The sequence below is a fragment of the Methylobacterium sp. J-077 genome, assembly GCF_022829365.1.
In the GTDB taxonomy this organism is placed as follows: Bacteria; Pseudomonadota; Alphaproteobacteria; order Rhizobiales; family Beijerinckiaceae; genus Methylobacterium.
This window is the reverse complement of sequence record NZ_JAKSYJ010000258.1, coordinates 1-26,442: the sequence shown is the minus strand read 5'-3', so window position 1 is coordinate 26,442 and position 26,442 is coordinate 1. Positions and strand designations below refer to the sequence as shown.

25 protein-coding genes are annotated in these 26,442 nt (G+C 68.4%); 13 read left to right on the top strand and 12 right to left on the bottom strand.

All coding sequences use genetic code 11. The annotated features are described in order from the left end of the window. Positions 1-21: 21 nt before the first annotated feature. A complete protein-coding gene (locus tag MKL11_RS32705) occupies positions 22-1,197 on the bottom strand; it encodes an amidinotransferase (protein ID WP_243951518.1) in 1,176 nt (391 codons plus the stop codon). Between the two features lie 210 nt (positions 1,198-1,407). Here MKL11_RS32705 and MKL11_RS32700 point away from each other — a divergent pair, with 210 nt between their 5' ends. The 6 genes from MKL11_RS32700 to MKL11_RS32675 all read left to right on the top strand — a co-directional run bounded on the left by MKL11_RS32700 (position 1,408) and on the right by MKL11_RS32675 (position 7,829). Further along, complete coding sequence (locus tag MKL11_RS32700) at positions 1,408-2,520, top strand: flippase-like domain-containing protein (RefSeq protein ID WP_243951515.1); 1,113 nt, start codon at positions 1,408-1,410, stop codon at positions 2,518-2,520. Beyond that, positions 2,511-3,125, top strand: a complete 615-nt coding sequence (locus MKL11_RS32695; protein ID WP_243951513.1) for a phospholipid-binding protein MlaC — start codon at positions 2,511-2,513, stop codon at positions 3,123-3,125. The genes MKL11_RS32700 and MKL11_RS32695 overlap by 10 nt, the downstream gene beginning before the upstream one ends. A gap of 102 nt (positions 3,126-3,227) precedes the next feature. After that, positions 3,228-4,436 carry a bacteriohopanetetrol glucosamine biosynthesis glycosyltransferase HpnI gene (hpnI, locus tag MKL11_RS32690; protein WP_243951512.1) on the top strand — a complete coding sequence of 403 codons (1,209 nt, stop codon included), beginning with the start codon at positions 3,228-3,230 and terminating at the stop codon, positions 4,434-4,436. A 56-nt stretch (positions 4,437-4,492) separates the two neighbouring features. Then, a complete protein-coding gene (gene hpnJ / locus MKL11_RS32685) occupies positions 4,493-5,926 on the top strand; it encodes a hopanoid biosynthesis associated radical SAM protein HpnJ (protein ID WP_243951510.1) in 1,434 nt (477 codons plus the stop codon). Positions 5,927-6,047: 121 nt separating this feature from the next. Further along, complete coding sequence (hpnK, locus tag MKL11_RS32680) at positions 6,048-6,890, top strand: hopanoid biosynthesis-associated protein HpnK (RefSeq protein WP_243951509.1); 843 nt, start codon at positions 6,048-6,050, stop codon at positions 6,888-6,890. A gap of 63 nt (positions 6,891-6,953) precedes the next feature. Next, positions 6,954-7,829: a helix-turn-helix domain-containing GNAT family N-acetyltransferase gene (locus MKL11_RS32675; protein WP_243951507.1), complete on the top strand. Its 876-nt coding sequence runs from the start codon at positions 6,954-6,956 to the stop codon at positions 7,827-7,829. A 15-nt stretch (positions 7,830-7,844) separates the two neighbouring features. Here MKL11_RS32675 and MKL11_RS32670 read toward each other — a convergent pair whose 3' ends face one another. Further along, positions 7,845-10,508, bottom strand: coding sequence for an MMPL family transporter (locus MKL11_RS32670; protein WP_243951505.1), 2,664 nt, complete (start codon positions 10,506-10,508; stop codon positions 7,845-7,847). A gap of 600 nt (positions 10,509-11,108) precedes the next feature. Here MKL11_RS32670 and hpnH point away from each other — a divergent pair. Next, a complete protein-coding gene (gene hpnH, locus MKL11_RS32665) occupies positions 11,109-12,272 on the top strand; it encodes an adenosyl-hopene transferase HpnH (RefSeq protein WP_147854312.1) in 1,164 nt (387 codons plus the stop codon). A 281-nt stretch (positions 12,273-12,553) separates the two neighbouring features. After that, positions 12,554-13,339 carry a septal ring lytic transglycosylase RlpA family protein gene (locus MKL11_RS32660; RefSeq protein ID WP_243951502.1) on the top strand — a complete coding sequence of 262 codons (786 nt, stop codon included), beginning with the start codon at positions 12,554-12,556 and terminating at the stop codon, positions 13,337-13,339. Between the two features lie 48 nt (positions 13,340-13,387). Here MKL11_RS32660 and MKL11_RS32655 read toward each other — a convergent pair whose 3' ends face one another. Genes MKL11_RS32655 through MKL11_RS32645 form a run of 3 tightly spaced genes read right to left on the bottom strand, consistent with a single transcriptional unit; the run spans position 13,388 to position 15,440 of the window. After that, positions 13,388-14,170: a hypothetical protein gene (locus MKL11_RS32655; RefSeq protein WP_243951500.1), complete on the bottom strand. Its 783-nt coding sequence runs from the start codon at positions 14,168-14,170 to the stop codon at positions 13,388-13,390. 29 nt (positions 14,171-14,199) lie between these two features. Beyond that, positions 14,200-14,400: a hypothetical protein gene (locus MKL11_RS32650; protein ID WP_243951498.1), complete on the bottom strand. Its 201-nt coding sequence runs from the start codon at positions 14,398-14,400 to the stop codon at positions 14,200-14,202. Beyond that, on the bottom strand, positions 14,397-15,440 hold the full coding sequence (locus MKL11_RS32645) for a hydantoinase/oxoprolinase family protein (protein WP_409565950.1): 1,044 nt from the start codon (positions 15,438-15,440) through the stop codon (positions 14,397-14,399). Before MKL11_RS32645 ends, MKL11_RS32650 begins: the two co-directional genes overlap by 4 nt. A gap of 27 nt (positions 15,441-15,467) precedes the next feature. Here MKL11_RS32645 and MKL11_RS32640 point away from each other — a divergent pair, with 27 nt between their 5' ends. After that, positions 15,468-16,181 (top strand): HisA/HisF-related TIM barrel protein, encoded by a 714-nt coding sequence (locus tag MKL11_RS32640; RefSeq protein WP_243951494.1) that lies wholly within the window; start codon positions 15,468-15,470, stop codon positions 16,179-16,181. A gap of 65 nt (positions 16,182-16,246) precedes the next feature. Beyond that, complete coding sequence (gene leuD / locus MKL11_RS32635; RefSeq protein ID WP_243951492.1) at positions 16,247-16,849, top strand: 3-isopropylmalate dehydratase small subunit; 603 nt, start codon at positions 16,247-16,249, stop codon at positions 16,847-16,849. Positions 16,850-16,865: 16 nt separating this feature from the next. Here the strand turns inward: leuD and MKL11_RS32630 are convergent, their stop codons facing one another. From MKL11_RS32630 to MKL11_RS32615, 4 genes are all read right to left on the bottom strand, one after another. After that, positions 16,866-18,128, bottom strand: coding sequence for a PDZ domain-containing protein (locus MKL11_RS32630; RefSeq protein ID WP_243951490.1), 1,263 nt, complete (start codon positions 18,126-18,128; stop codon positions 16,866-16,868). Between the two features lie 55 nt (positions 18,129-18,183). After that, complete coding sequence (locus MKL11_RS32625; protein ID WP_243951488.1) at positions 18,184-18,420, bottom strand: helix-turn-helix domain-containing protein; 237 nt, start codon at positions 18,418-18,420, stop codon at positions 18,184-18,186. After that, complete coding sequence (locus MKL11_RS32620) at positions 18,420-19,019, bottom strand: hypothetical protein (protein WP_243951486.1); 600 nt, start codon at positions 19,017-19,019, stop codon at positions 18,420-18,422. The genes MKL11_RS32625 and MKL11_RS32620 overlap by 1 nt, the downstream gene beginning before the upstream one ends. A 307-nt stretch (positions 19,020-19,326) precedes the next feature. Then, positions 19,327-21,009, bottom strand: coding sequence for a methyl-accepting chemotaxis protein (locus MKL11_RS32615; RefSeq protein WP_243951484.1), 1,683 nt, complete (start codon positions 21,007-21,009; stop codon positions 19,327-19,329). A 502-nt stretch (positions 21,010-21,511) separates the two neighbouring features. On the opposite strand from MKL11_RS32615, the gene MKL11_RS32610 reads away from it, so the two are divergent. Together MKL11_RS32610 and MKL11_RS32605 are read left to right on the top strand one after the other, a co-directional pair. Then, complete coding sequence (locus MKL11_RS32610; RefSeq protein ID WP_243951482.1) at positions 21,512-22,711, top strand: lytic murein transglycosylase; 1,200 nt, start codon at positions 21,512-21,514, stop codon at positions 22,709-22,711. A gap of 13 nt (positions 22,712-22,724) precedes the next feature. Then, positions 22,725-22,898 carry a hypothetical protein gene (locus MKL11_RS32605; RefSeq protein ID WP_243951480.1) on the top strand — a complete coding sequence of 58 codons (174 nt, stop codon included), beginning with the start codon at positions 22,725-22,727 and terminating at the stop codon, positions 22,896-22,898. 173 nt (positions 22,899-23,071) lie between these two features. Here MKL11_RS32605 and rplS read toward each other — a convergent pair whose 3' ends face one another. The 3 genes from rplS to argB form a co-directional block, all read right to left on the bottom strand. Continuing rightward, positions 23,072-23,461, bottom strand: a complete 390-nt coding sequence (gene rplS / locus MKL11_RS32600; RefSeq protein WP_092040614.1) for a 50S ribosomal protein L19 — start codon at positions 23,459-23,461, stop codon at positions 23,072-23,074. A gap of 135 nt (positions 23,462-23,596) precedes the next feature. After that, the gene (locus MKL11_RS32595; protein ID WP_243951478.1) at positions 23,597-24,352 is read right to left on the bottom strand and encodes a pyrimidine 5'-nucleotidase; all 756 of its coding nucleotides are present in this window, start codon (positions 24,350-24,352) and stop codon (positions 23,597-23,599) included. Positions 24,353-24,592: 240 nt separating this feature from the next. After that, positions 24,593-25,486, bottom strand: coding sequence for an acetylglutamate kinase (gene argB, locus MKL11_RS32590; protein ID WP_243951476.1), 894 nt, complete (start codon positions 25,484-25,486; stop codon positions 24,593-24,595). 311 nt (positions 25,487-25,797) lie between these two features. Between argB and MKL11_RS32585 the strand changes: the two genes are divergently transcribed. Next, positions 25,798-26,442, top strand: a 645-nt coding sequence (locus tag MKL11_RS32585; RefSeq protein ID WP_243951474.1) for a nucleotide sugar dehydrogenase, incomplete at its 3' end; no start/stop codon positions are given.

Genomic DNA, 26,442 nt, shown 5'->3' with positions numbered 1-26,442 from the left:
GGGAGGGCGACGGCTCAAGTCCTAAAAATACGACTTCAGCACGCCGCGGCGGCGGACGTCGAGGGTGGCGCAGTGGAACGAGCCGCCGAACGGGCCGTAGCTCAGAAACGGCGCCGGGATCGGGTCGAAGCCCCAATCCTTGAGCGCCTTGATCAGCGTCGGCTGGCTCTGGTCGACGACGATCTTCTTCTCGGTGATGGCCAGGACGTTGATCGAGGTCCAGGGCGAGCACATCGAGATCTTGCTCATGAAGCCCTCGACCGGGTCGGGGCGCGGGGCGATCAGCACGTCCCACTTCTTGAGCACGGCGGGGAGCTTCTCGACATCGATATAGTCCGGGTTCACCAGCACCTTGCCGGGAGCGAGCGGCATGAACGACGAGTCGATGTGCATCGGCTGCGGGCAGCGGCTCTCGATCTCGTGGATGCGGAAGCCCGGGCCGAGGTGACGGCGCAGCCACTCGATGCCCATCAGGTTAGTGACGTTGGAGCGGGTCACGAACAGATCGCGGCCGCAGCGGACGAAGTCGGCGGCGTCGAAGACCGGCTCGAATTCGTTGACAGTGAACTGCATCGGCTCGCCGGCCTTCAGGTTCGGCACCCGGTAATCGTAATTGTAGAGGTCGTCGGTCAGCTGCGGCCGCGGGGCCGAGGTCCAGCGGGCGCCGGCGCGGAAATATTCCTTGAACAGCGACCGGTAGGCGTCGCCCTCGAAGTACCGGGAACGCCAGCACATCGGGCTCTCGATGATCTCGTCGCCGATGACCAGGTACGGGTCGCGCGGGCAGGCGACGCAGAAGCCCCGGGAAGTCCAGCGCGGGGCCTTGAATGTGCGGGAAAAGTCCACCGCGTCGGGACGGCGGATCTTGACGCCCTCGCCGGCCAGGATCTTGATGAAATTGTCGAGTTCCTGCTGCGCCAGCTTCTTCATGAACTTGGGGTATTTCCAGCCGCTGGCGAAGCGGTAGAACGGCTGGGCCGCCCGCGGCAGGTTGAAGATCACGGTCAGGTGGTGGGTCGGGATGGTGGCGCCGTCGAGGGATCCGACGATCACCTCCTCCAGCGGGTCCCACTCGTTCCAGGCCATGACCGGGGAGTGAGGGGCGGGCACGCCCGGCTCCATTCCACCCCGGAAGCCGTCGGCATGCGTGTCGTCGCTCACGGCCTCGACGGCCGTGATCGGTGATTCGCGCTCCATGACGTGTGCCCCTTCTGCGACGTGCCGCGGTCTTCTGCGCGGGCTCCTCGGCCCGGCCACCGCTTTGGCTCCCGGTGTGTCAAACGGGTGATAGACACCGGTAATCCGTGCTGCAACGTGGCAGAAACGTTCCTGGTCGCCCGGACCTATTTCTGCCGCGACCGTGACCGATTTCCCGCATCAAGCCATTTGCGAGCTTGAAAGACCATTATGAAGCGCCTGACGACCTTGGCCTCGATCGCCGGTCTCTGCACGGTCGTCGGCCTGTTCATTTCCTCCGGCCTGGAGGACGTGTCGGCCGCCGTCGTGAGCGCCGGCTGGGGCGCCGCCCTTGTCGTGGCGGCCCGCGTCGCGGCCGTCGCCTGGGCGGGACTCGGCTGGTACGTGGTGTTCCCGGCGGGCGCGGCCAGATTGGTCGACTGCGTGTCGCTGCGGTTCGTCCGTGAGGGAATCAATACGCTTCTGCCGGTGGCCACTGTGGGTGGCGACTTCGTCGGCGCGCGGCTGATGGCCAAGCGCGGCGTCCCGGGCGCCCTGGCCGGGGCCAGCATGTTCGTGGACCTGATGACGCAGGCGCTGACGCAGCTCCTGTTCACGGTGATCGGCCTTGGCCTATTGGTCCTGATCGCCGGCGACGGGCCGATCGCCCGGACGGTCGCGTGCGGGCTGGCCGTGGCGGTTCCGGCGCTGGGCGCGTTCTACCTGATCCAGCGGCGGGCTGGGCACCGGATCATCCAGGGGCTGATGAGTCGCTTCGCCTCGGGCCGTGAGTGGCGCGCCTTCGGTGCCATCGATCAGCTCTACGACAGCCTGCGCCGGATGTACGGCAACCACGGCCGTTTCGCTTCGGCGCTGGTGATCCACCTGGCTGGCTGGGTCATCGGCACGCTGGAAGTCTATGTGTGCCTGCATTTCATGGGCTACCCGGTCGATTTCGCGCAGGCCCTGGTGATCGAGAGCCTCGCCCAGGCGGTCCGCGGTGCGGCCTTCGCGGTGCCGGGCGCGCTGGGTGCTCAAGAGGGGGGGCTGATCGCCCTCTGCAGCCTCTTTAACATTCCCGCCGAGGCGGCGCTGGCCCTGTCGCTGGTCAAGCGCTTCGCCGACCTGGGGGTCGGGATCCCGAGCCTCCTGCTCTGGCACCGGATCGAGGCCAAGCTCACGGCCGAGACCGCCGCGGAGGCCGAGCGCGAGCCGGAAGCCGGCATCGGCCGCACCGCCAAGATGGTTCCGCAGCCGGCGACGCTTGGGCCGTTCTACAGCTACGCCCCGCCTCGGATGGGCGCGCGGATCGGCGACGGCGAGGAGTTCAAGAAGTGCGCCTGACCCGTCGGCTCGCGGCCGTCGCCCTGCTGGCCGCTCCCCTCCTCGCCCCGGTCTCCGCCTGGGCCGCGGACGATCCCGCAGTGCAGACCGTGCGCGACCTCTACGCCGCGTTCACCGCCGCCTTGAAGGACGGCCCGAGCCCACTGTCCGCCCGGGTCGCGGCCATCGGGCCGGCGCTGGAGAAGGCCTTCGATTTCCCGGCCATGGCCCGCGTCGCGGTCGGCTCGAAATGGTCGAGCTTCACCCCGGAGCAGCAGGAGGCGGTCACCGATGCGTTCAAGCGCAGCCTGACGGTCACCTACGCCAATCGCCTGGCCCGGGCGGCCGGCGGCAAGTTCGAGGTGACCCCGAAGGTCGAGGAGCGCGGCAGCCAGCGCGTGGTGCCGACCCGCGTCACCGCGGCCGACGGCGACGATTCCGCGGTCGACTTCGTAGTCAATGCCGGCAACCGCATTCAAGACGTTCTGCTCAACGGCGACGTGAGCGAGATCGCCGCCCAGCGCAACGCTTTGTCGGCGCCCCTGAAATCCGGAGGCGCAGACGCGGTGGTAAAATTCCTCCGCCAGCGCGCCGACGGCATGCTCGCCGCAAAACCGACGCCGTGACTCAAGACGCCGTGAAGATAGCAGCCGTGCCTGCCGCCCTGACAGGGCCGCACGCGGCCATCGCCGCCTGAGGCGGCCGGACGACCGCACGGACCCGACCGGATGGATCTCACCTCACTGGCGCTCACCGTATCGTCGTGGCTCTCGCTGTTCTGCCTTCTCCTGGCGGCGGCGGGCTGTCTCTATGCGTTGGCCGCTGCCTATTGCGCCGGCCGCTTCGCTGCCCGGCCTGTGCCGGCGCTGCCTCCGGAGGCGCCCCGGCCGTCCGTGACGGTGCTCAAGCCGCTCTGCGGCCTGGAACCCAACCTGTACGACAATCTCGAGTCCGTGCTGCGCCAGGATTACGCCGGCGAGGTTCAGGTCGTGTTCGGTGTCCAGAAAGCCGCCGACCCGGCCATCGGGGTCGTCGAGCGGCTGCAGCAGGCCTACCCGGCCGCCCGCATCGACCTCGTGATCGACGGGCGCCAGCACGGCTCGAACCGCAAGGTCTCGAACCTGATCAATATGGCCGAGCGGATCGCCCACGATGTGATCGTTCTGGCCGACAGCGACATGGTAGTGCGGCCCGACTACCTGGAGCGGTTGGTCGCCGAGCTGTCGCAGGAGGGCGTCTCCGGCGTCACCTGCCTGTATCACGGCGTCCCGGCCTTCAGGGGCCTCTACGACCAGCTCTCGGCGCTGGCGATCGACGCGCAGTTCCTGCCCAACGTGGTGATGGGCCTGAGTCTCGGCCTAGCCAAGCCGTGCTTCGGCTCGACCATCGCGTTCACCCGGGCGAGCCTCGACGCGGTCGGCGGCTTCCGCAGTTTCCGCAACGATCTAGCCGATGATTACGCGATCGGCGCCGCGCTCCGCAGCCTCGGCGGCCGGGTGGCGATCCCGAGCTTCACCATCGGTCATACCAGCGTCGATACCGAGCTCTCCGGCCTGTGGCGGCACGAGCTGCGCTGGAACCGGACCATCCGCAACGTCGATCCGGCCGGCTATGCCGGCTCGATCGTCACCCACGCCTTCCCGCTGGCCCTGGTCGGCGCGCTCCTGCCCGGTGCCGGCACCGGCGCCCTGGTGGTGGCGGGCCTCGCTCTGGCCGGCCGGATCCTCCTGTGCCGACAGCTGGAGCGGGCGTTCGGCCTCGCCCCGCACCCCTACGGACTGTTGCCGATCCGCGACATCCTCTCCTTCCTGAACTTCTCCTGGGCCTTCGTGTCGGGGGCGGTGACATGGAAAGGTCATGATTATCACGTGGTTGCGGACGGTACTCTGATCCCGGACGCCGAACTCGGCCGCGACGCTGGCGCACCCACACGTTGAACGCGGCCCCCGCTTTCTCACCCCTCCCCCGGCAACGCCCTGAGGCCTTGAACCCCATGCGCACGCTCTTCCTCCAGGCCCCCACCTTCGACGGTTTCGACGGTGGCGCCGGCTCCCGTTACCAGGCCAAGCGCGAGATCAAGTCGTTCTGGTACCCGACCTGGCTAGCCCAGCCGGCCGCCCTGGTGCCGAACTCGAAGCTGATCGACGCACCCCCGCACAACATCAAGCTCCCCGAAATCGTGGCCCAGGCCAACGACTTCGACCTCGTCGTGCTCCATACCTCGGTGCCGTCGTTCAAGTCCGACGTGAAGACGATCGAGGCGCTGAAGGCCGCGAACCCGAAGCTCATCGCCGGCCTGATCGGCGCCAAGGTCGCGGTCGACGCCGCCGGCGCCATGGCCCAGGCCCCGGTGGTGGATTTCTGCGCCCGCAACGAGTTCGACTTCACCGTCAAGGAAGTCGCCGACGGCGTCCCGATGGCCCAGATCAAGGGCCTGTCCTATCGCGATGCGAACGGCGTCGTGGTCCATAACGAGGACCGCGAGATCATGACCGACATGGACCAGCTGCCCTTCGTCACCAGCGTCTACAAGCGCGACCTGGAGATGGAGAAGTACTTCATCGGCTACCTGAAGCACCCCTACATCTCGTTCTACTCCGGCCGGGGCTGCAAGAGCCGCTGCACCTTCTGCCTGTGGCCGCAGACGGTCGGCGGGCACACCTACCGCACCCGCTCGGTCGCCCACGTGATCGAGGAGATCAAGTACTGCCTGAAGGAGTTCCCCCAGACCAAGGAGTTCTTCTTCGACGACGACACCTTCACCGACAACCTGCCGCGTGCGGAGGAGATCGCCCGCGAACTGGGCAAGCTCGGCGTGACCTGGTCGTGCAACGCCAAGGCGAACGTGCCCCGCGAGACCCTGAAGGTGCTGAAGGAGAACGGCCTGCGCCTGCTGCTCGTCGGCTACGAGTCCGGCAACCAGACGATCCTGCACAACATCAAGAAGGGCATGCGCGTCGAGGTCGCGGAAAAGTTCACCCAGGATTGCCACGAGCTGGGCATCGCCATCCACGGCACCTTCATCCTCGGTCTGCCGGGCGAGACCAGGGAGACGATCCAGGAGACGATTGCCTTCGCCAAGCGGATCAACCCGCACACGATCCAGGTCTCGCTGGCCGCGCCCTACCCGGGCACCTTCCTGTACAAGCAGGCGGTGGAGAACGGCTGGCTCGACATCGAGAACGCCGAGCTGGTCGACGAGAACGGCGTGCAGGTCGCGCCGCTGCACTACCCGCACCTCTCGCACACCGAGATCTTCACGTCGGTGGAGGAGTTCTACAAGAAGTTCTACTTCCGCGCTCCGAAGATCGCCTCGATCGTCGGCGAGATGGTGCGCTCCCCCGACATGATGAAGCGCCGCCTGCGCGAGGGCGTGGAGTTCTACCGCTTCCTCAAGGAGCGCCAGGGCACCGCCAAGGCGGCGTAAAAACAGGGGTCCGGGGCCTGCGGCCCCGGCGGGGAGCGGGGCGGAGCCCCGCACCTCTTCCAGGGCTCCGCCCTGGACCCGCGAGAGGGCTTGCCCTCTCGACACCCCTTACGAGGTCCCCGTGAAGCGTCTGGTCGTCACCGCGGATGATTTCGGGCTGAGCCTTGAGGTCAACGAGGCCGTCGAGCAGGCCCACCGGGAGGGGATCCTCACCGCGGCGAGCCTGATGGTCTCGGCGCCGGCCGCCGCCGACGCCGTGGCCCGGGCGAAGCGGATGCCGTCCCTTCGGGTCGGCCTCCACCTCGTGCTGGTGGAAGCCTGGCCGACCCTGCCGGCGGCGCAATTGCCCGACCTGACCGACGCCGCCGGCCTGATGCGCGCCGACATGGCTCGGGTCGGCCTCGACCTCGCCCGCAAGCCCGCTGCCCGGCGTCAGCTCGCCGCGGAGATCGAGGCCCAGTTCGAGGCCTATCGGGCGACCGGCCTGCCCCTCGATCACGTCAACGCCCACAAGCACTTCCACGTCCACCCGCTGATCGCCGGCGCGGTGCTGCGCATCGGGCGCGGCTACGGCATGCAGGCGATCCGGGTGCCTCGCGAGCCCCGCGATCTGCTTCGCCGGGCCGAACCCAGCGCCCGGCCCCGGCCGGCCCTCGACATCGCCCCGTGGGCGGCCCTGCTCGCCGTGCGCGCTCGCCAGGCCGGCCTGCTGATCCCCGACCGGACCCTCGGCCTCGCCTGGTCCGGCGCGATGACCCCACCGCGGGTGGCGGCGCTGCTCGCCCAGCTCCCGGACGGTCTGACCGAGCTCTACACCCACCCCGCCACCGCCGGCGAGTTCCCCGGCGAGGCGCCGGGCTACCTCTACGCCGCCGAGCGCGACGCGCTGATTGCCCCGGCCTCCCGGGCAGCTGCCGATGCGTCGGGCGCGGTCAGGGGTGGGTTTTCCGACTTTTCGGGTTAGGGGCCGAGCCTGGTTCGGCGCCTGTGATTGACCGCTCATAATGCCTGACTAAAGTCAGCTATTATGATGTCTGATTCCATCGCCCGCTTCCGCCGCTTCGCCCGTGCCGTCACCGCGGAGGTCGGCGCCCTCGACACCTCGTTCCTCGGCCGGGGCCGACCCCTCGGCGCGGCCCGCGTGGTGAACGCGATCGGCGCGGGGCGCACGGACGTGGCCGAGATCCGGGCCTATCTCGACCTCGATTCCGGACTGATGAGCCGCCTGCTGCGCAGCCTCGAAGACGAGGGCCTGCTCACAACCGAGCCACATCCGGACGATGCCCGCCGCCGGGTCGCACGACTGACCGAGGCCGGGCAGCGGGAGTATGCGGCCTACGAGGACTTGTCCGACGCGCGCGCCTCCGCGCTGTTGGCCCGGGCGCCGCGGGCCGAGGAGCTCCTGCGCGCGATGGATCTGGTCGCCCTGACCCTCGGTCGCGACCGGTTCGCGATCGAGGAGGTCGATCCGCGCAGCGAGGCCGCCCGCACCTGCCTGCAGGCGTATTACGCCGAGCTCGCGCGCCGGCTGAAGACCGGGTTCGACGTCAAGCTGTCTCGCGATCCGGAGGCGCAGGCCATGATCCGGCCGCGCGGCGCGTTCCTGCTCGCTACGGCGGACGGCTTGCCGGTGGGATGCGTTGGCCTGAAGGGCCGCGGCGGACCGGTCGCCGAGATCAAGCGGCTCTGGATCGACCCCGCCGCCCGGGGCTTCGGGCTGGCCCGTCAACTGATGGAGGCCGTCGAGGCCGCCGCCCGCGACCTGTCGATCGCGGTGCTGCGCCTCGACACCAACAGCGCCCTCCCGGAGGCCCTGGCGCTCTACCGCAAGGCGGGCTGGGTCGAGATCGATCGCTTCAACGACGATCCCTACCCCGACCACTTCTTCGAGAAGGTCCTCTGAAGGGGCCGGGACACTCTACTTGGCCGGCACCGGCTCCGGGAGGGCGTGGCTCTTCCGTAGCGCGGCCGCGGCGGCCTTCTCACCCTCCGGGCGGTCGTCGTCGCCCTGCGCGGGTGGCTCACCCAGCGTCGCCGGCACCACGAAGAACGCCGCGATCAAGGTGAAGAACAGCGACAGCGCCAGCAGCTTGCCCATGCTGGCTGTGCCCGGGTGGCTCGACAGGACCAGGGAGCCGAAGGCGCTGCCGGTGGTCAGCGCCGAGAAGAAGATCGCCCGGGTCAGGCTCGAGGCCAGCATATCGGTGACGCCAGCCCGCCAGGCGATCACGTAGTAGATGTGGAACGCGACGCCGACCGCGAGCATCAGCGGCAGAGCGATGATGTTGGCGAAGTTCAGCGGCATGCCGATGATCCGCAGGGCCATGAGCGTCCACAGGGTCGCGATGACCAGCGGGCCCAGCGTCATCGCCACGTCCCAGGGCTTGCGCAGGGCCACCGACAGGATGACGAAGATCAGCACGAAGGCGGTCACGGCCGCCTGCACGAAGGCGCCCAGGATCGTGTAGGTCGATTGCGTCGTGGCAACCGGCGCACCGGTTGCGTGGGGCGCGACCTTCAGAACCTCGTCCGAGAAAGTACGCAGCACCTCGTCGTCGTTCGAATTGCCCTTGGGATGGACCTCGATGCGGGCGCGCCCGTCCGCCGCGACCCAATCGGCCTTCAGCTGCGGTGGCAGGTTGTCCAGCGTGATCTTTTCCGGGTGGAGCAGATCGCGCAGGCGCTGCAGCAGCGGCACGAGATCCTTGGTCAGGGCGACCGAAGCCGCCTCGCGCAGCTGCACCGGCCCGCCGGCGAGCTTGTCCAGCGTCCCGGCGAGCTGCTTGGCGGTCTGCGCGCCCGCGGCGTCTTTGCCGTCGCCTGCGACGCCGTTCAGCGCCGTGGCGGCATCCTTGAGCGCCTTGACGTTCTCGGCATCGGTCGGCGGCGGCGGCTTGCGGCCGGGATTGAGTACCGGATCGAGGAGCTGCGCCGTATCGGCGATCGCCGCGAGCTTCTTGTCTTGGTCCCGCGGCACAAACGTGTCGATGCTGTTGACTGTGGCGGTCACCGGCAGCGCCGCCAGGGTCTTCGACAGGGCCGGAACCGCGTCGACACTGGGGGCCAGCACGTCGATCAGGTTCGGGCTGGTCTCGGGGTTCTTGATCAGGTCGAGATAGGTGGCGATCGATTCCGTCTTCGTGCTGCGCAGGTGCATCGGGTTGGAATCGAACGGCAGGTGCCACAGCAGCGGCGCCCCGGCCAGGGTCACAAGCCCGACCGCGATCAGGATCGGCTTGCGGTGGCGGATGATCCACGGATCGACACCGACCAGCCACGCGGTCTGCACCGCTTCCTTCTCGCCCTTGGGCTTGAACACCGCGATCAGGGCCGGCAGCAGGGTCAGAGCGAACAGGAAGGCCACGACCATGCCGACGCCGGCGATCAGGCCGAGCTCCGAGACGCCCCGGAAGGCGGTGGGCAGGAACGCGAAGAAACCGGCCACCAGGGACACGGCGGCCAGCGTCAGGGACCAGCCGACCCCGCGGGCGGCGGCCCGGATCGCGCTCTGGAGGGTCGGCTGCTCGTAGCGGTCCGCCCGGTAGCGCACGGAGAACTGGATGCCGAAATCGATGCCGAGCCCGACGAACAGGGCCGCGAAGGCCACGGAGATCGGGTTCAGCTCCTTGACCATGATCAGGCCGAGGGCGGCCGTGACGATGAGGCCCGCGAAGGTGGTGATCAGCACCGCGCCGACCAGCTTGCCGGAGCGCAGCGCCAGCCACAGGAACAGCACGATCGCGCCGACGATGATGCTGTTGTTGAGACCGGCATCCTCCGAAAGGGTCGCGAATTCCTCGTCCGCCACTGCGACCGTGCCAGTCAGCCGCATGCGCAAACCGTGCTCGGAATCGATCTTGAGGTCCTGGGCGACGTTGCGGATCAGCTTGGTCGCCTGATAGCCCGGCTCCAGGGCGTTGAAGTCCAGCACCGGCTGGATCATCACAAACTTCATCTTGTCCGTGACGCTGCTCTCGCCGTTGGCCAGCAATTCCTGCCAGGACATCCGCGCGGGCTTGCCGGCCAGCACCTTCTGCAGGGTGGAATCGATCTGCCCCATGGGCTTCTCGAGGTCTTCGAGCTTGGCGTCGCCGGACTTCACGCCGCGTGCGCCGAGCGACAGCACCCGCATCACGCCGCGCAAGGACGGGTCGGCGGCCAGCGGCCCGAGCAGGCCCTGCTGCTGAGTAAGTTCTTCCAGCGTCTTGTCGAGCTGGGCCTGGGGCATCAGCAGCAGGCCGTTCTTGTCGAAGAACGGGCCGCCATCGGGCCGGTAGACGGTTTCGATCAGGTTCTTGTGGGCGGTCAGCGCCTTGGCCAGGTTGGCGGCCGCCTCCTCGGTCTCCTCGGGCGTCTCGCCGTTGATGACCGCCACGATGGTGTTGCCGCGCTGCGGGAACGCCGTCTCGAAATTGATCTCGTCCTGGCGCCAGGGCTCCTTCGGGTCGATCAGCCGCTCCACATCGGTGTTGATGCGGAACAGATGCGCCGCGACTCCGAGGCTCGCGACCGTGACGAACGCCATCAGGGCGATCACGATCCACCGATACCGCACCGAGAACGCGACGAGACCTTCGATCACGAGCACCCTGCCTGTTCGCCCCGGACGCGCCCCATGCGCGGCCGGCTTATCCCAACTGTTCCGGCCGGATCGGCGCGACCGGGCTCGAACGCCCGCGTGAAGGCCGCCCCGCGATCCGCGCGAGCGCCCTACGGTGTCTGGGAACGCCGCACCGCTCAATCTGGTCGCACGGCGCGCCTGTGCAAGCCGGACCCGTCCGATGCGGGATCGCCCGCCGCAGGCCACCCCTTGCATTGCGGCCACAGGGCTCAGTAAAGAGCGTGATCCCAGATTGCAACGCAATGGCCCCGGCGCAGCCCTTGCCTAGGCGGACGTGCGATATCGCACCGCAATCCCGGGGCCGAGACCAAATTCTTTGGGATTCCGGTCGCATTGCGGACGCAATGCACGTGCTGTCCTCAACCGTCAGGTGACCCGATCCGCAGATCCTGCCGTACGCCACCCATGTGGCGCGCTTGCGTCAGGAACGGGATAAGTCGTTATGGCCTCGCCGAAACGGGGCCGGTTCAGATGAGTTCCAAGCTAGAGTGCTGGAATTCGCGTTTTTTTCGCGGTAAGCACCCCGACGCCCCGGGGCCGACGCAGTAAGGAGCCGCAATCTTGGGTATCCCCCTCCGGTACGTCGCGAAGATCGGCGGCTACATCCTCAAGCAGCACCTCACGGGCCGCAAGCGCTATCCGTTGGTGATGATGATGGAACCCCTGTTCCGCTGCAATCTCGCCTGCGCCGGCTGCGGCAAGATCGATTACCCGGACGAGATCCTGAACAAGCGCCTGCCGGTCGCCGACGCGCTCGAATCGGTGCGCGAGTGCGGTGCCCCCGTGGTGGTGATCGCCGGCGGCGAGCCGCTGCTGCACAAGGATCTGCCGCAGATCGTCCAAGGCATCATCGATCAGAAGAAGTTCGCGATCGTCTGCACGAACGCGCTTCTGCTCGAGAAGAAGATCAAGGACTACAAGCCCAGCCCGTACTTCACCTGGTCGATCCACCTGGACGGCGACCAGTCGATGCACGACCAGTCGGTGTGCCAGCGCGGAGTCTACGACAAGGCGGTCGCGGCCATCGCGAAGGCTAAAGAGATGGGCTTCCGGGTCACCATCAACTGCACCTTCTTCAACAATTCTTCGCCCGAGAAGATCGCCGACTTTTTCGACAGCGTGACCCGGATGGGCATTGACGGCATCACCGTCTCTCCCGGCTACGCCTACGAGCGCGCCCCCGACCAGAAGCACTTCCTGAACCGCAAGGCGACCAAGGAGCTGTTCCGCGGCGTCTTCCGTCACGGCAAGGAGAAGGGCCGCGAGAAGTGGACCTTCCAGCAGTCGGGCCTGTTCCTCGACTTCCTGGCTGGCAACCAGACCTACCACTGCACCCCCTGGGGCAACCCGACCCGCACCGTGTTCGGCTGGCAGAAGCCCTGCTACCTGCTCGGCGAGGGTTACGCGGCGACCTTCAAGGAACTGATGGAAGAGACCGACTGGGATTCCTACGGCACCGGCAACTACGAGAAGTGCGCCGACTGCATGGTCCATTCCGGCTACGAGGCCTCCTCGGTGGTCGATTCGGTCCGCAAGCCGTGGAAGCCGCTGGTCCACGCGATCCGCGGCATCAAGACCGACGGTGCGATGGCGCCCGAGGTCAGCCTGGAGAACCAGCGCCCGGCTGAGTTCGTGTTCTCGCGCAACGTCGCCCAGAAGCTCTCCGAGATCAAAGCCGCCGGCGTCGACACCAAGCAGGAAGCCCGCAAGCGCACCGCGGCCTGATCCGCCCGCATCGGATTTGTCGGCAAGAACCCGCGGCCTCACGGCCGCGGGTTTTTCTTTGCGGGATCGAGCGCCACAGGCGGCTGCATCGGTCGAGCGGACCGTACGGGGTGCCGTCGACACGGGGGGCGAACGTCGGGCCGTCAGATCGGCAAGCTTGACCGATGGGCTACGTCCGAAGGATGAGGCCGCTCAGACGGCGGTTTTAGCAGTCGTGCGGAACTCAGGCACCTGAGACGATTTATGCGTCCGTCGATTATCAATAATCACGGGTGAATGCTATGATCGGGCCTGGCGGCGAAAACAGACGAAGCGTCGCCCGGACCCTGATCTTAGCTTCGATCCTGTCGCTTCCTGCCGCCGCGGCTCGGGCTGATCAATCACCGGGCATGGAAATCCGATCCGGCCCGGATCAGGTGAGCGGCCCGAAGCGGGAAGCACCGGTCTTCACGTACCGCCAGTTCACCGCGCAACTGCCTTCACTGTCATCATCGATCGAGAATACAGATCCGCCGGAGGCGTCGTCCTTCAGCCTGCCCGCGCAGCCGACGTTTCCGGCATCGGTCCATTCGGCCGGCCAGGAACAGGCCGGTCTCATGGGGCGCTTCGGCCAGCGTGTGGATCCGGTGTTGGCACAGGACGGGCTTGCCGGAGTGCGATCGGAACCTTTGAGCGCCGAGCCTTCCGGTGCCGAGCCGTCGACCACGGAAGCCGTCGCTGAGCAGCCGGCACCGCCCGATCCTCAGACCGGACACGATGGGGCCGCGGCCAAGCCGAAACTTCTCGGGAGCGGCCGGGCGAGTTGGTACAAGCACTCGGGCCGGACAGCCAGCGGCGAGATATACGACCCGAACAAGCTCACGGCCGCGCACCACACCCTCCCGTTCGGGACGAAGGTGAAGGTCGTCAACACCCGTAACGGTCACTCGGTCATCGTTCAGATCACGGATCGGACCAACGAGCACACCAAGGCCAAACGGAACTATCTGATCGATCTGTCGCGCGCGAGCGCGCAGAAGCTCGGCATCGCGGGCATTGGCCGCGTCGCCCTGTACCAGGTCGATTGACGCGCGCTGCTATCCTTCAGCCGCGAGCCCTTGGTGATGGCGATCGTGTCACCCCGCCCGGATGCGGCGCCCCACGAACAGCCACGGCAGCACGCAGGCCCCCGACAGGGCGATCGATACGGCGTAGGCGATGATCATGTCGGTCCGGCCGAGCAGCAGGTGGATGCACACGTAGAAGGCCAGCACGCCGAACGCGCCCTGGGCGCTGCCGCGCACCACGTCGAGGGAGGCGCGGACGCCGTCCTGGAAGCGGGCGAAGGCGATGAGCGGCCAGGATATGATCGGGATCGGCGCCAGAAGGCCGCTCAGGCCCGCGCCGAGATAGGGCGCGAGCGTCGAGACCAGCAGCACGAGCGCGGTCGCCGCCGCGAGGCGCGCCGGCATGTCCCAGCGCGGCGGCCGCGGGCGCGGAACCGGTGCCTCGGGCTCGGTCGTCCGCGGGCACAGCGCCACCACGAGCGCCATGGCCGGAACGTCGATCGCGGTGGCGAGCCACAAGCCCGGCCGGATCAGCCCGTGCAGCAGGGTGCCGCCCAGCACGAAGGCCGACAGGGCGGCGCAGAGGGCCGGGGCCGGGCCCATCCGCGGCGCGCACAGGGCGTAGGCGCAGTAGCAGAGGGTCACCGCCCCGAGCCCCTCCACCGAGCCGATGGCGGCGTCGGCGGCGAAGCCCTCGCCCTGCTCGACGGCGAGGTAGATCGAGATCGGCGCCGAGGTGAGCGGCAGGCCCGAGAGCAGGCCGCCGATCAGGCTGCCCCAGCGGCGCGACGCCGTCGACACGGCCCACATCAGCGCCGGGGTGATGGCGATCTTGGCGACGATCAGGCTCATCGCGGATCCCCGGCTCGCCCCGCCCCGTCTCAGGCGGCCTCCGGCGGCTCCCCGTCTTCTTCGGTGGCGGGCGAGTTCAGCATGTCTTCCAGCTCGTCCACGAGCCGATCGATCTGGTCCTCGGTGGCGAGCACCTTCAGGACCTCGCCGGATTCGGTCTCCACGGCCAGCTCGATATGCGGCCCGACCCGGGTCGTCAGAACCCGGGCCAGGATCTTGATGGCGCTCATGCGAATGTATCCTCCGAGGCGATGAGGCCGACGGCCACCGCCGGCCCGCAGGTCGAGATCCAGTCGGGCTCCCCGGCGATCCGGTCGTGCAGCAGATTCACGAGCGGGACGGCCTCACGCCCCAGCCGTTCGGCCAGGCGCGGCCCGAGAAAGGCGCCCGCGCCGCAGACGATGAGCGGCGCCCCCGCAGCGAGGTCGGGCCGGCTGAGCAGGATGGCGGCGGCGTCGTGCAGCCGCCGCAGCTGCGCTTCGGCGAAATGGCCCGCCAGCAGCGCCCAGGCTTCGGCGGTACCCTCACCCCGGTCGCGCCCGACGATCCGGGCGAGCCGGGTCTCGCTCTCGGGGATCGACTTGCCCTTGCGGTCGCCGCTGGCCTGCTGGTCGGCGCCTTCGGGGAGCAGGCCCAGGATCCGGTACACGTCCGCCATATGCGCGAAGGTCTCGGTCATCAGCCGGGTGCGGCGGCCCGCGAACGGGGCGTGGTCGGCGAGCGCGATCACCGGCGTGCGCACGATCCCGGTATAGACCAGCTCCCCCGTCTCCAGGCGCTCGGCATCGCTGTAGCCGGCGGCGGCCGGGCGGCCGTGGACGATGGGGATCAGGTCGGCGGTGGTGGAGCCGATATCGACGAGCAGCGCATCCGGGGCGTGCCGCCCGGCGAGCGCCGCGGTGGCGTGCCAATTGGCCGAGGCCACGTCCGCGAACACCGCCGCGGCCGCCTCCGGGGCTACGAGGCCGGAGCGGCCGGCATAGATCCGCACGCCGCCTGCCAAGTGCGTGTCCGCCCAGCCCGAGAGCGCCGCCACGCCCTCGCGCCGGTCGGCGAAGCAATCGGTCAGCTCCCCCGTCATGGTCACGGCGTGCTGCGCTGCGCCGCGCGCCCAGTCCGGCAGGGCCGCCAGGGAACCGTCGAGCGCCCCGATCCCCTGCCAGAGCGGGCACGGGACCTGGGTCGCCGCAATCACCCGGCCGTCCTCGACCAGAGCGGCCTTGACGTGGACCCCGCCGAGGTCCCACCCAATCGTCTTTGCCCCTGGCATGCGCATATGACCGCGACGAACGCCTCAATGAACGACGGACTCGGGCGCTCCGGCTTCGCGGTGATCCCGGTGCTCGACCTGCGCGGCGGCCGCGTGGTGCGGGCGCGCCGGGGCGAGCGCTCCTCCTATGCCTCGATCGAGACGCCCTTGGCAAAGGGCTCCGGACCCGCCGCCGTGGCGCGCGGGCTGCTCGACGCCTGGCCGGCTGAGACCCTCTACGTCGCCGATCTCGATGCGATCATGGATGGCGCCGGGCCAAATCTGGCCGCTATGGAGGCCATCGCCCGGGCTTGCCCGGGCATCAACCTGTGGGTCGATGCCGGCTTCGCCGAACAGGACGGCGTCGTGGCGTTCCTCGCCACCGGCCTCGGGCGGCCGGTGATCGGCAGCGAGAGTCAGACGGATGCCGGGCTGGTCGCCGGTCTCGGGGCTCGCGCCGTGCTGTCCCTCGACACGCGCGGCGCCGAGCGCCTCGGCCCGGCGGCGCTCCACGACCATCCGTCGCTCTGGCCGCCGGACGTGATCGCGATGACGCTCGCCCGGGTCGGGGCCGGCACCGGCCCCGACCTCGAAGCCCTCCGGGCCCTGCGTGCGCCGGGCCGCCGGGTCTACGCGGCCGGCGGCGTGCGCGGGCCGGACGATCTGCGGGCCCTGCGCGAAGCCGGGATCGCCGGGGCGCTGGTGGCCTCGGCGCTCCACGACGGCACCCTGCGGCGCGCCGAGGCCGGGGATCCGGCCTGACGCTTCCGGACCGCCCCCGAGGCTGCTAAACCAGCGCCAGACCCAGCCTTCAAGAGCCTCGAACGATGGAAAAATTCACCACGCTGGAAGGCGTCGCGGCGCCCATGCGGATCATCAACGTCGACACCGACCGGATCATCCCGAAGCAGTACCTCAAGACGATCAAGCGCACCGGGCTCGGCAAGGGCCTGTTCGCCGAGATGCGCTACGCGGACGATGGCTCCGAGAACCCGGATTTCGTACTCAACAAGCCGGCCTACCGGAACGCCAAGATCCTGGTCTGCGGCGACAATTTCGGTTGCGGCTCCTCCCGGGAGCACGCCCCCTGGGCGCTCAGTGATTTCGGCATCCGCTGCGTGATCTCCACGAGCTTTGCCGACATCTTCTTCAACAATTGCGCGAAGAACGGCATCCTGGCGATCACGGTCTCGCCGGAGGATCTGGAGAAGCTGTTCGAGGATGCCGAGCGCGGCTCGAACGCGACCCTGTCGGTGGATCTCGAAGCCCAGACCATCAAGGGGCCGGATGGCGGCACCCTGCATTTCGACATCGACAGCGGCCGCAAGCACACCCTGCTGAACGGCCTCGACGAGATCGGCCTGACCCTGCAGCGCGGCGCGGCGATCGACGCCTACGAGCAGAAGCTCGCCGCGCGGGAATGGGCCTGATCGAGACGGCTGTCATTCAGAACTCGACGGCGGGCGCCTCGACCTGAAGAGGGCGGCCGTCGCGCTCCAGGTCGAGGCGCCGAAGCGTGCCGGGCCGGCCCCGGAGCGCGTCCCAGGCGAATTCGGACGCCGCGCCCCGGAGCGGGCGGCCATCGACGGCTACGAGGCGGTCACCGGGTTCGACGCCTGCGACAAGGGGCTGCCCGTTTCGGTCGGCGACCCGGCTCACCCTGTAATCGTCGCCGTAGCGCACCAGGGTCAGGCCGATTCCATCGAGATCGTGCGGGTCCGTGGGCCGCTGGCGCTGCCAGGTGCTCAGGCCGGCGGTGTAATCGATCGTCAGCCGAAAATCCGAAAGGACGTTCCCGCCGAGCCAGCCCGCCACTGGGACCGGCGCAGGCTTCTGCCACAGGTCCCAGAACAGTTCGCCGACGAGCGCGTCGCCGACGCGCCGGAGCATCGGACCCGTGCCCAGGGCTCCGACCGCCGGCAGGACGAGGTCGCCGAGGGTGACGTCGGGCAACCGCACCAGCGTGCCGTCCCGCTCCAGGCCGAGATCGGCCATCGCGAGATTGCTGCGCCCCACCGCGCCATCGGCCCGGTGCCACTCGGGATGTAACCGCAGAAGCCCGGCGACCGCGCTGCCCCGCAGCCACGTATAGGGGGCGCCCGCATCGAGGACGAGCGGCAGTGCCGTCTCGCCCATCTGAGCCTCGACCGTGGCGATCCCGCTCGCCGGATCGACCCGGATCGGAACCGGGATGCCCGCGGGCTTCAAGGTTCCGGGCGGGGCCAGGGTCAAGGTCCGGGCTGCCGGATCGAGCACGATCGCGAAGCGGCGCAGGACGCTCGCCGGCAGGACGGCCTCGACCCGGCGCGGCGCGAACAGGAGGTCGAACAGATCCCGGCCGTCCAGCTCACCCGGTCCGTCGGTCACGGAGGCCGCTGGTACGGTGATCCCGATCGCGCCGATCCGGAACGCAAGGTCACGCCCTGCCCCAACGCCGAGTTCGCGATAGAGGGTTTTGGACAGGACAATCGTCGGGGCGCCCATGTTCACCCAGGCCAGCACGCGCCTGTCGCGTCCGTCGGCTCCAGTGAAGACCAGTTCGACCAGGGGGCGTTGCGAGCCGTAGACGATCTGGACGCGGGTCGTCGCCACTTCCGACGCCGAGGACGGCGCGGCTGCCGGGCCGTCGAGGCCGGTGGGCGCGGCGCAGGCTACGGGCAGAAGGGCAGCCAATCCACAGACGAACGGGCGTGGATAGCGACGCGACACAGCATGGGTCTCCGATCCGTGGAACGGCAGTGCGATTTGGGAGATCAGCGGGGCCTCAACCGGCGATGCGCGGTCGCTCGGTCTCGTGATCGGGCTCGTATTCCAGTAGATCGCCAGGCTGGCAGACGAGCTCCCGACAGATCGCATCCAGGGTGGCGAAGCGAACGCCCTGCACCTTGCCGGATTTCAGCAGCGAGAGGTTCGCCTCGGTGATGCCGATGGCTTGGGCGAGATCCTTCGAGCGGCGCTTTCGCTTGGCGAGCATCACGTCGAGGCGCATGACGATCGGCATCAAACGAACCCATCGAGATCGCGTGCGATGGCGTGCCCGATCCGCGCCACTTCGGCGAGAACGGCGAGGCAGGCCGCCAGCAACAGGGCCTGTACCGACGACGCATGGAACCAGGCGAGGTCGACGCCGTGCCCGACCAGCAGGACCAGACCGTGCCCGAGGGCGGGCGCGACGGCATGGGCCGCCAGGCCGAGGGCTATCCGGCGCATCCGGGCCGGTGCTGCCGGCCCGAAGGCGATCCCGGCACCGAAATCCCGGGCGCAGGCGCGCGCCTCGGCGAGGATTAGGATCACTGGGAAGGTGTCGAAGATGAAGGTCGCTGCATAGGCCCAGCGCGTTGCCAAGGGCAGCGCGTCGAAGGACACGAGGCCCGAGGTATCGGGTGGCGGCGGACCCAGGAAGGCCGCACCCGGCGCGAGCCAGAGCCACACGTCGCCGGCTAGGAGGCCGCAGGCCAGCACCGCGACGGCAAACAGCACGGTCAAGCCCAGGATGACCGTTAGCAACCAAGCGAGGCAATATCCATAGCGGCGGAACGCCGGATGCTCCGCTTCGGCGGGTTCAGCCCGCGCGGCAGACAGGGGAATGACGTTCGGCATAGGCAGGGATCGACTCGCTTCGGCAACCAAGATTATCGCGAAGCAATAATTTCTTGTCAAACGGTGACACGCTTGGTCCAAGGGCGGCATCAACGGCGGCATCGACAGCCCTGGCCCGCGCCGCGTGTGGCTCTGGATCCGTCGCCCTTGCTCCGCGTTATTCGAGGCGCACCGAAGCGGACCTCCAATGACGCGGTCCGGCTTGGTGTCGACTAGGCCGGCCATCAAGCGCCATCCCAACGCGTCCGCGGGGCTGCCTGGCCGACGGCGATCCAGATAAGCCCTTGGACCCGTCGGCGCCCGCCGCTCAGGCCGCCTTCACGTCCGCCAGGAAGGTCGCCACGGCGCGGCTGAGGTCGTTCGAGTTCTGCGAGAGGCCCTGGGCCGCGTCGAGGACCTGGGACGCCGCCGAGCCGGTCTCGCCGGCCGCGCGCTTGACCTCGACGATGTTGCCGGTGACCCGGTCCGTCCCGGAGGCGGCCTGCTGGACGTTGCGGGCGATCTCCTGGGTCGCCGCACCCTGCTCCTCGATCGCCGCCGCGATCGCGGTCGAGCTGGTGGCGATCTCGCCGACGATGCGGGCGATCGAACGGATCGCCGACACCGCGTGGCCGGTGGCCGTCTGGATCGCGCCGATCTGAGCGCCGATCTCCTCGGTGGCGCGGGTGGTCTGGCCGGCCAGTTCCTTCACCTCGCTCGCCACCACCGCGAAGCCGCGGCCCGCATCCCCGGCCCGAGCCGCCTCGATGGTCGCGTTGAGGGCCAGCAGGTTCGTCTGCCCGGCGATCTGCGAGATCAGGGCGATCACGCTGCCGATCTTGTCGGCGCTCTCGGCCAGCACCTGCACGGCGCCGTCGGTCTGGATCGCCTCGTCCGAGGCCGCGCTCGCGGCCTGCGCCGCCCGGGTGACCTGGCTGTTGATCTCCCGGATCGAGATCGACAGCTCCTCCGTGGCGGCGGCCACGGTTTGGACGTTCGAGGAGGCCTGCTCGGCGGCGCCCGCCACCGTCTGTGCCTGGGCGTCGGTCTCTTCGGCGATGCCGGTCATCGATTGGGCCGTCGCCTCGAGTTCCGTGGCCGCGCCCGCGAGCGCCTGCGTCAGACCGGACACTTCGGTCTCGAAGCGATGCACCACGGTGTCGAGATGGGCAGCGCGCCGGGCCTTGGCGTCGGCTTCCCGTGCGGCCGCCGCGTCGCCGTCCCGCTTGGCGATCAGCGCCTCCTTGAACATCTCGACCGCCGCGGCCATTTGGCCGATCTCGTCACGCCGGTCGCTGCTCGGGACGACGACATCGAGATTGTCGCGAGACAGCTCACCCATCACCAGCGTCATTGCGCGCGTCGGGACGGCGATCAGCCGGGTCAACAGGATCGCGCCCGCAATGGCGGTGGCCAGGAGGGCGACGAGGGAGATCAGGGTCGCGACGTAGGAGGTCGAGAAGGCCTCGGCGGCGTCGACCTGACGGCCGGCGAGCAAGGTGCGCTCGCGCGCGTCGATCTCCGCGACCTTCGCCCGGATCCCATCCATGATCGTCTTGCCGGCGCCGCTGGCTTCCCGGGCCCTGGCCTCGGCCTGCTTGGCCGGCTGACCCATCAGGGCGATCTCGGGCTCGGCGATTTCGGATTGCCACCGCTTGGCCAGGGCCTCGATCCCGGCGATGCGGGTCTGCTGCTCCGGGTTGTCGGATGTGAGCGTCCGCAGCCGCTGAAGGGCGGCGTCGAAGCCCTTGGCACCGCTCTGGTAGGGCGCCAGGAACGCCGGATCGCCCGCCACCAGATAGCCTCGCAACCCGGTCTCGCGGTCGACCATCGTGGTGATCAGGGACGCGTTCACGTTCAGCACATCGTAGGTGTGCTCGGACCAGCCGATCGATGTCTGGATGAAGGACAGTTTCCGGTAGGTGATGAACCCGGTCCCTAGGGCGATGATAATCAGTATCGAGAACGCGCCGACAACCTTTTTTGCGATGGAGAGATCTGACAGGCGCATAATTCGTGTTTCTCCGGGCAAAACGAGAATCATTCCCGTTCATATGGACGATCATCGATTAATCAATTGTCATCAAACGGGATGAAATCTTCATCCGCGAGTACATGCGATATCTTCAGCAGCATGAGTCGATGATATAATATCAATATCGGATATCATGTTCGATCGATTTGCGTAGACTGGTATTGGCAGAGATTGAGTGTGAGCATTGTCCGATCAATGAAGCACCAGTTGAGGTTCAGCGATCTCAATATCGGGGTGGCCGCGGGGATCCGGCCATGGCTCGTCCGTTGACGGCACCGCGAAGGCTTCAGCCCGATCCGGCCGATGCACCTCCGGGATCGGTCGCGACCCGGTTCGCTGCGCGCGCCCGGAGGCTTCGCACAGGGATCCCCGTGGCGCCGGCGCGCGGACGGCTCATCACGCCGAACCTAACCGGTCCTTAACCCTGGTATTGCCTGATTCGAACACCATACAGGCCACGTCGAACGGGAACGCCAGGATGCGGAATCACCCCCTCGGATCGGGCGTCGCGCTCGGGTTCGGTCTGCTTGCGGGCTTCGCTGCGGTGCCGGCGCGCGCCGATTTCGACGCCTGCCTCTCGGGCATCCAGGGGCAGGCGGCGGCGGCCGGGGTATCGGCCCAGACCTTCCAGGCGGCCACCCGCGGCATCAGCTACGACGACAAGGTGATCGAACTCTCGCAGGCGCAGCCCGAGTTCAAGACGCCGATCTGGGACTACATGGCGGCGCTCGTGGACGACGAGCGGGTCGAGGACGGGCGCGCGGCCATGCGGCAGAACGCGGCCGCCCTCGCCCAGGCCGAGTCGCGCTACGGAGTCGACCGCTACACGATCGCGGCGGTCTGGGGCGTCGAATCGAATTTCGGCAAGAACCTCGGCAAGATGCCGCTGGTGCAGTCGCTGGCGACGCTCGCCTGCTCGAACAACCGCCGCCGCGACTTCTTCCGGTCCGAGCTGATCGCGACCCTGCGGATCATCGAGCGCGGCGACATCGCGCCCGAGCGCCTCACAGGCTCCTGGGCCGGTGCCTTCGGCCAGACCCAGTTCATGCCGACGACTTATCACCGGCTCGCGGTCGACGGCGACGGCGACGGGCGGCGCGACGTGGTCGATTCGGTGGCCGACGCGGTCGGCTCCACGGCGAACTTCCTGCACGTCGCCAAGTGGCAGCACGGCCAAGTCTGGGGTTACGAGGTGACGCTGCCCCGCGGCTTCAGCGTCGCCGCCGCCGGGCGCAAGAACAAGAAGCCGATCGCCCATTGGGCCTCCCTCGGCGTGACCCGAGTGGACGGCCGCCCGCTCTCCGGCGAAGGCCCGGCCGGCATCATCGCGCCCGCCGGGATCGACGGTCCGGCCTTCCTGGTCACCAAGAACTTCGACGCGATCTACTCCTACAACGCGGCCGAATCCTACGGGCTCGCCATCGCGGTGCTGTCCGATCGCCTGCGCGGCAAGGCCGGTGTCCAGGCTGCCTGGCCCACCGACGATCCGCCCCTGTCCCGGGCCGAGCGGCGCGACCTCCAGACCCGGCTGGCCGCCCGCGGCTACGATGTCGGCGAGCCGGACGGCAAGGTCGGCCAGAAGACTCGCGACGCGATCAAGGACGTGGAGCGCAAGCTCGGCATGACCCCCACGGGCCGGCCCGGGGGCAAGGTCCTCGAGGCCCTGCGCGGGAGCTGAGCGTCGGCGAGACGTGTGGAGCGTCGCGCAGGAGGCGGATGGCACCATCGCCGACGTCTCGACCGCCCCCAGGGAATCCGGCGCGGCGGCCGAGCAGGTGCTCGGTGCCGCGGCCGAGCTGTCGCAGAAATCCGGGCCGATCTTCGCTGAGATCACCCAGTTCCTCGACCGGGTCCGGGCCGCCTGATTTACAGAGACAAAAAAACCGGTCCGGCTGAGCCGGACCGGTCGATCATCGGTCGAAATCAGGTTTCAAAAGGTCCGGGACGTTTTGCGGGTGCGGGCAGAGCCCGCCTCTTCATCAGGGCTCTACCCCGACAACCCGCCAAAGGGCGGCAAGTCCACTAGAAACCCGGACGATTACTCGGCCGCGGCCGGGGCTTCCTTGGCCTTGTAGCGATCGGTGCGCTCGACGATGCGGGCCGACTTCCCGCGGCGATCGCGCAGGTAGTACAGCTTGGCACGGCGCACCTTGCCGCGGCGGACGACCTTGATCGAATCGATCATCGGCGAGTGCACCGGGAAGACGCGCTCGACGCCCTCGCCGTAGGAGATCTTGCGGACCGTGAAGCTCTCATTGAGGCCGCCGCCCTGGCGGCCGATGCAGACGCCCTCGTAGGCCTGGACGCGGGTGCGCTCGCCTTCCTTGACACGGACGTTGACGATGAGCGTGTCGCCCGGCTCGAAATCGGGAATGGTCTTGGCCAGGCGCGCGACTTCCTCGCGCTCCAGCTGCTCGATGATGTTCATGGCATAGCTCCAGCCGTTGCACCGTGTCGCCCCTCATGGGCGTCCGGCACCAGGATTTCGGCGATCCTGTTGTGAGTTGGGCGGCTCTCTACAGGATCGTCGCCGGCTTGTCGATTGCGGATGTGCGGGCCCGCGTCAGGGTCGCGTTGTGCCCATCGTACCCCGTGTCGTCTCGGGCAGCACGCAGGCCGACAGGAAGGCGGCGAGATCGTCGGTGATGTGATCGATATGCGGCTCGCGCACCGCCTCCTGCTCGAAGGCCTCGCGATAGGGGTCGACGACCTTGGGGACGACCAGCACGGTCGCCATGCCGAGATCGTGCGGCACCGTGAGGTTGCGGGCGATGTCCTCGAACAGGGCCGCCCGGGTCGGCTCGACGCCGTGGGCCGCGAGGAAGCGCTCGTAGGTGGAGCGCTCGGGCTTGGGGACGAAATTGGCGGCTGCGATGTCGAACACGGCTTCGAAAAGATCGAGGATCCCGAGCTTGGCCGCGACGTTCTCGGCGTGCCGGCGCGATCCGTTGGTCAGGATCAGCTTGCGCCCGGGCAGACGCTCGATCGCATCGCCGAGGCTTGGGTCGAGCTTGATCGTCGAGTGGTCGATGTCGTGGGCGAAGTCGAGGAAGTCGTGCGGGTCGACCCCTTCCTCCGTCAGCAAAGCCGTCAGGGTCGTGCCATAGCGGTGGTAAAAATACTTCTGCAGGGCGCGGGCCGAGATGCCATCAAGCCCGTAGAGGCGCATGACGTAGAGGGTGATGCGCTCGTCCACCTGCGGCCAAACCTGCGCGTCGCTCGGATAGAGCGTGTTGTCGAGGTCGAACACCCAGGTGTCGACATCGGCAAACCCACGGGACGCGGGGGTGGTGAACTGGGCTTTCTCCGGGTGGTGCACCGTGTCCCTTTGAAATCCTGAAACCGCGAGATTCTAGGGCCATGACCGATCGCGTTGCAAACGGATGCGGCCCGGAACCCGTGGTGCGACGCCGCCCCGGCCTTCGGTCCCTGCGGAATCGAAGGCTGGGAACGATCAGGCTTGCAGCGCCGGCTTGCGCCAGGCTGAGGACAATGCGCGAGCGGAGCGTGCGTTGCCGCGTCCGTTCCGCCCATCGCCGTCCCGTAGGGCCGCGGAGGATCAGCCCCGGCGGATCAGGGTGCCGGCGCCGTAATCGGTGAACAGCTCCAGCAGCACTGCGTGGTTGACCTTGCCGTCCAGGATCACGACCGCCTCCACGCCGCGCTCGATCGCGTACATGCAGGTCTCGATCTTCGGGATCATGCCGCCCGTGATGGTGCCGTCGGCGATCAGGCGCCGGCAATCCTCCACGGTCAGCTCGGGGATCAGCTTCTTGTCCTTGTCGAGCACGCCCGGCACGTCGGTGAGCAGCAGCAGGCGCTTGGCCCGGAGCGCGCCCGCGATAGCGCCTGCGAAGGTGTCGGCGTTGACGTTGTAGGTCTGCCCGTCCGCCCCGTAGGCCACCGGGGCCAGCACCGGGATCAGTTCCGCCTTCAGCACCGCGTCGAGGACACCGCGCTCGACATGCTCCGGCTCGCCGACCAGGCCGAGATCGATCGCCTGCTCGGTCTGGTTCTCGGGATCGACCACGGTCTTCATCGCCCGTTTGGCGCGGACCATATTGCCGTCCTTGCCGCACAGGCCGATCGCCCGGCCACCCTCGGCCGAGATCCAGCCGACGATCTGCTTGTTGATCGAGCCGGCCAGGACCATCTCGACCACCTCGACGGTGGCCTCGTCGGTGACCCGCAGGCCGCCGCGGAACTCGGACTGGATGCCGAGCCGGTCCAGCATCTTGCCGATCTGCGGGCCGCCGCCATGCACGACGATCGGCTTCAGGCCGGATTGCTCCAGGAGGACGATGTCCTCGGCGAAATCCTCGGCCGCGGCGCGGTCGCCCATGGCGTGGCCGCCATACTTGATGACCACGATCTCCTGGTCGTAGCGCTGCATGTGGGGCAGCGCCTGGGCCAAGACTTCGGCGCGCACGTGCACGTTCGGCAGTTCGGTCATCGTCGTCCTTCGCCGATCCTTGGAATGGGCTTCGCGGCGCCCGGCCTCGCCCGGCCGGCGGCCGCGCTTCTACAGGAAGCCGCCCGCGCTGCGAAGCCGCCCGCAGACATGTTTTCGGTGTCGCTACGGCGACAGGATCCGGGCGCCGTCAACCCGAGACCGGGTGCGCTGTCAAAAAACAGTCGTGGTTCTTGGGTGTTGCATCGTCGCGACAGAATCGGAGACTGCCGAGCGGCCCCGGTTGCATCGTGGCCGGTCTCGGATCATGCTGCGTTGCAACAAGCCGCGTGGCGGGCTGCCGGGAGGGCCGGATGCGGATTGCGATGATTGGCGCCGGCTATGTCGGCTTGGTGTCCGGGGCCTGCCTCGCCGATTTCGGCCACAGCGTGATCTGCATCGACCGCGACCCGGCCAAGATTGCCAGCCTGAACGCCGGAACCATGCCGATCTACGAACCCGGCCTTGACGCGCTGGTCGCCGAGAACGTCCGCCAGGGCCGCCTCGCTTTCGGTTCGACCCTGCAGGACGCGGTAGCCGAGGCGGATGCGGTGTTCATTGCCGTGGGCACGCCCTCGCGGCGCGGCGACGGCTTCGCCGACCTGTCCTTCGTGTTCGACGCCGCGCGGGAGATCGCCGGGGCGCTGTCGGGCTTCACCGTCGTGGTGACCAAGTCGACCGTGCCGGTGGGCACCGGCGACGAGGTCGAGCGCATCATCCGCGAGATCCGGCCCGAGGCGGATGTCGCCGTGGCGTCGAACCCGGAATTTTTGCGCGAAGGCGCGGCGATCTCCGATTTCAAGCGCCCCGACCGGATCGTGGTCGGCAGCGAGGATCCCCGCGCGGAGGCGGTGATGCGCGAGGTCTACCGGCCGCTCTACCTCAACGCCGCGCCGATCGTGGTGACGAGCCGACGCACCGCCGAGCTGACCAAGTACGCCGCCAACGCGTTCCTGGCC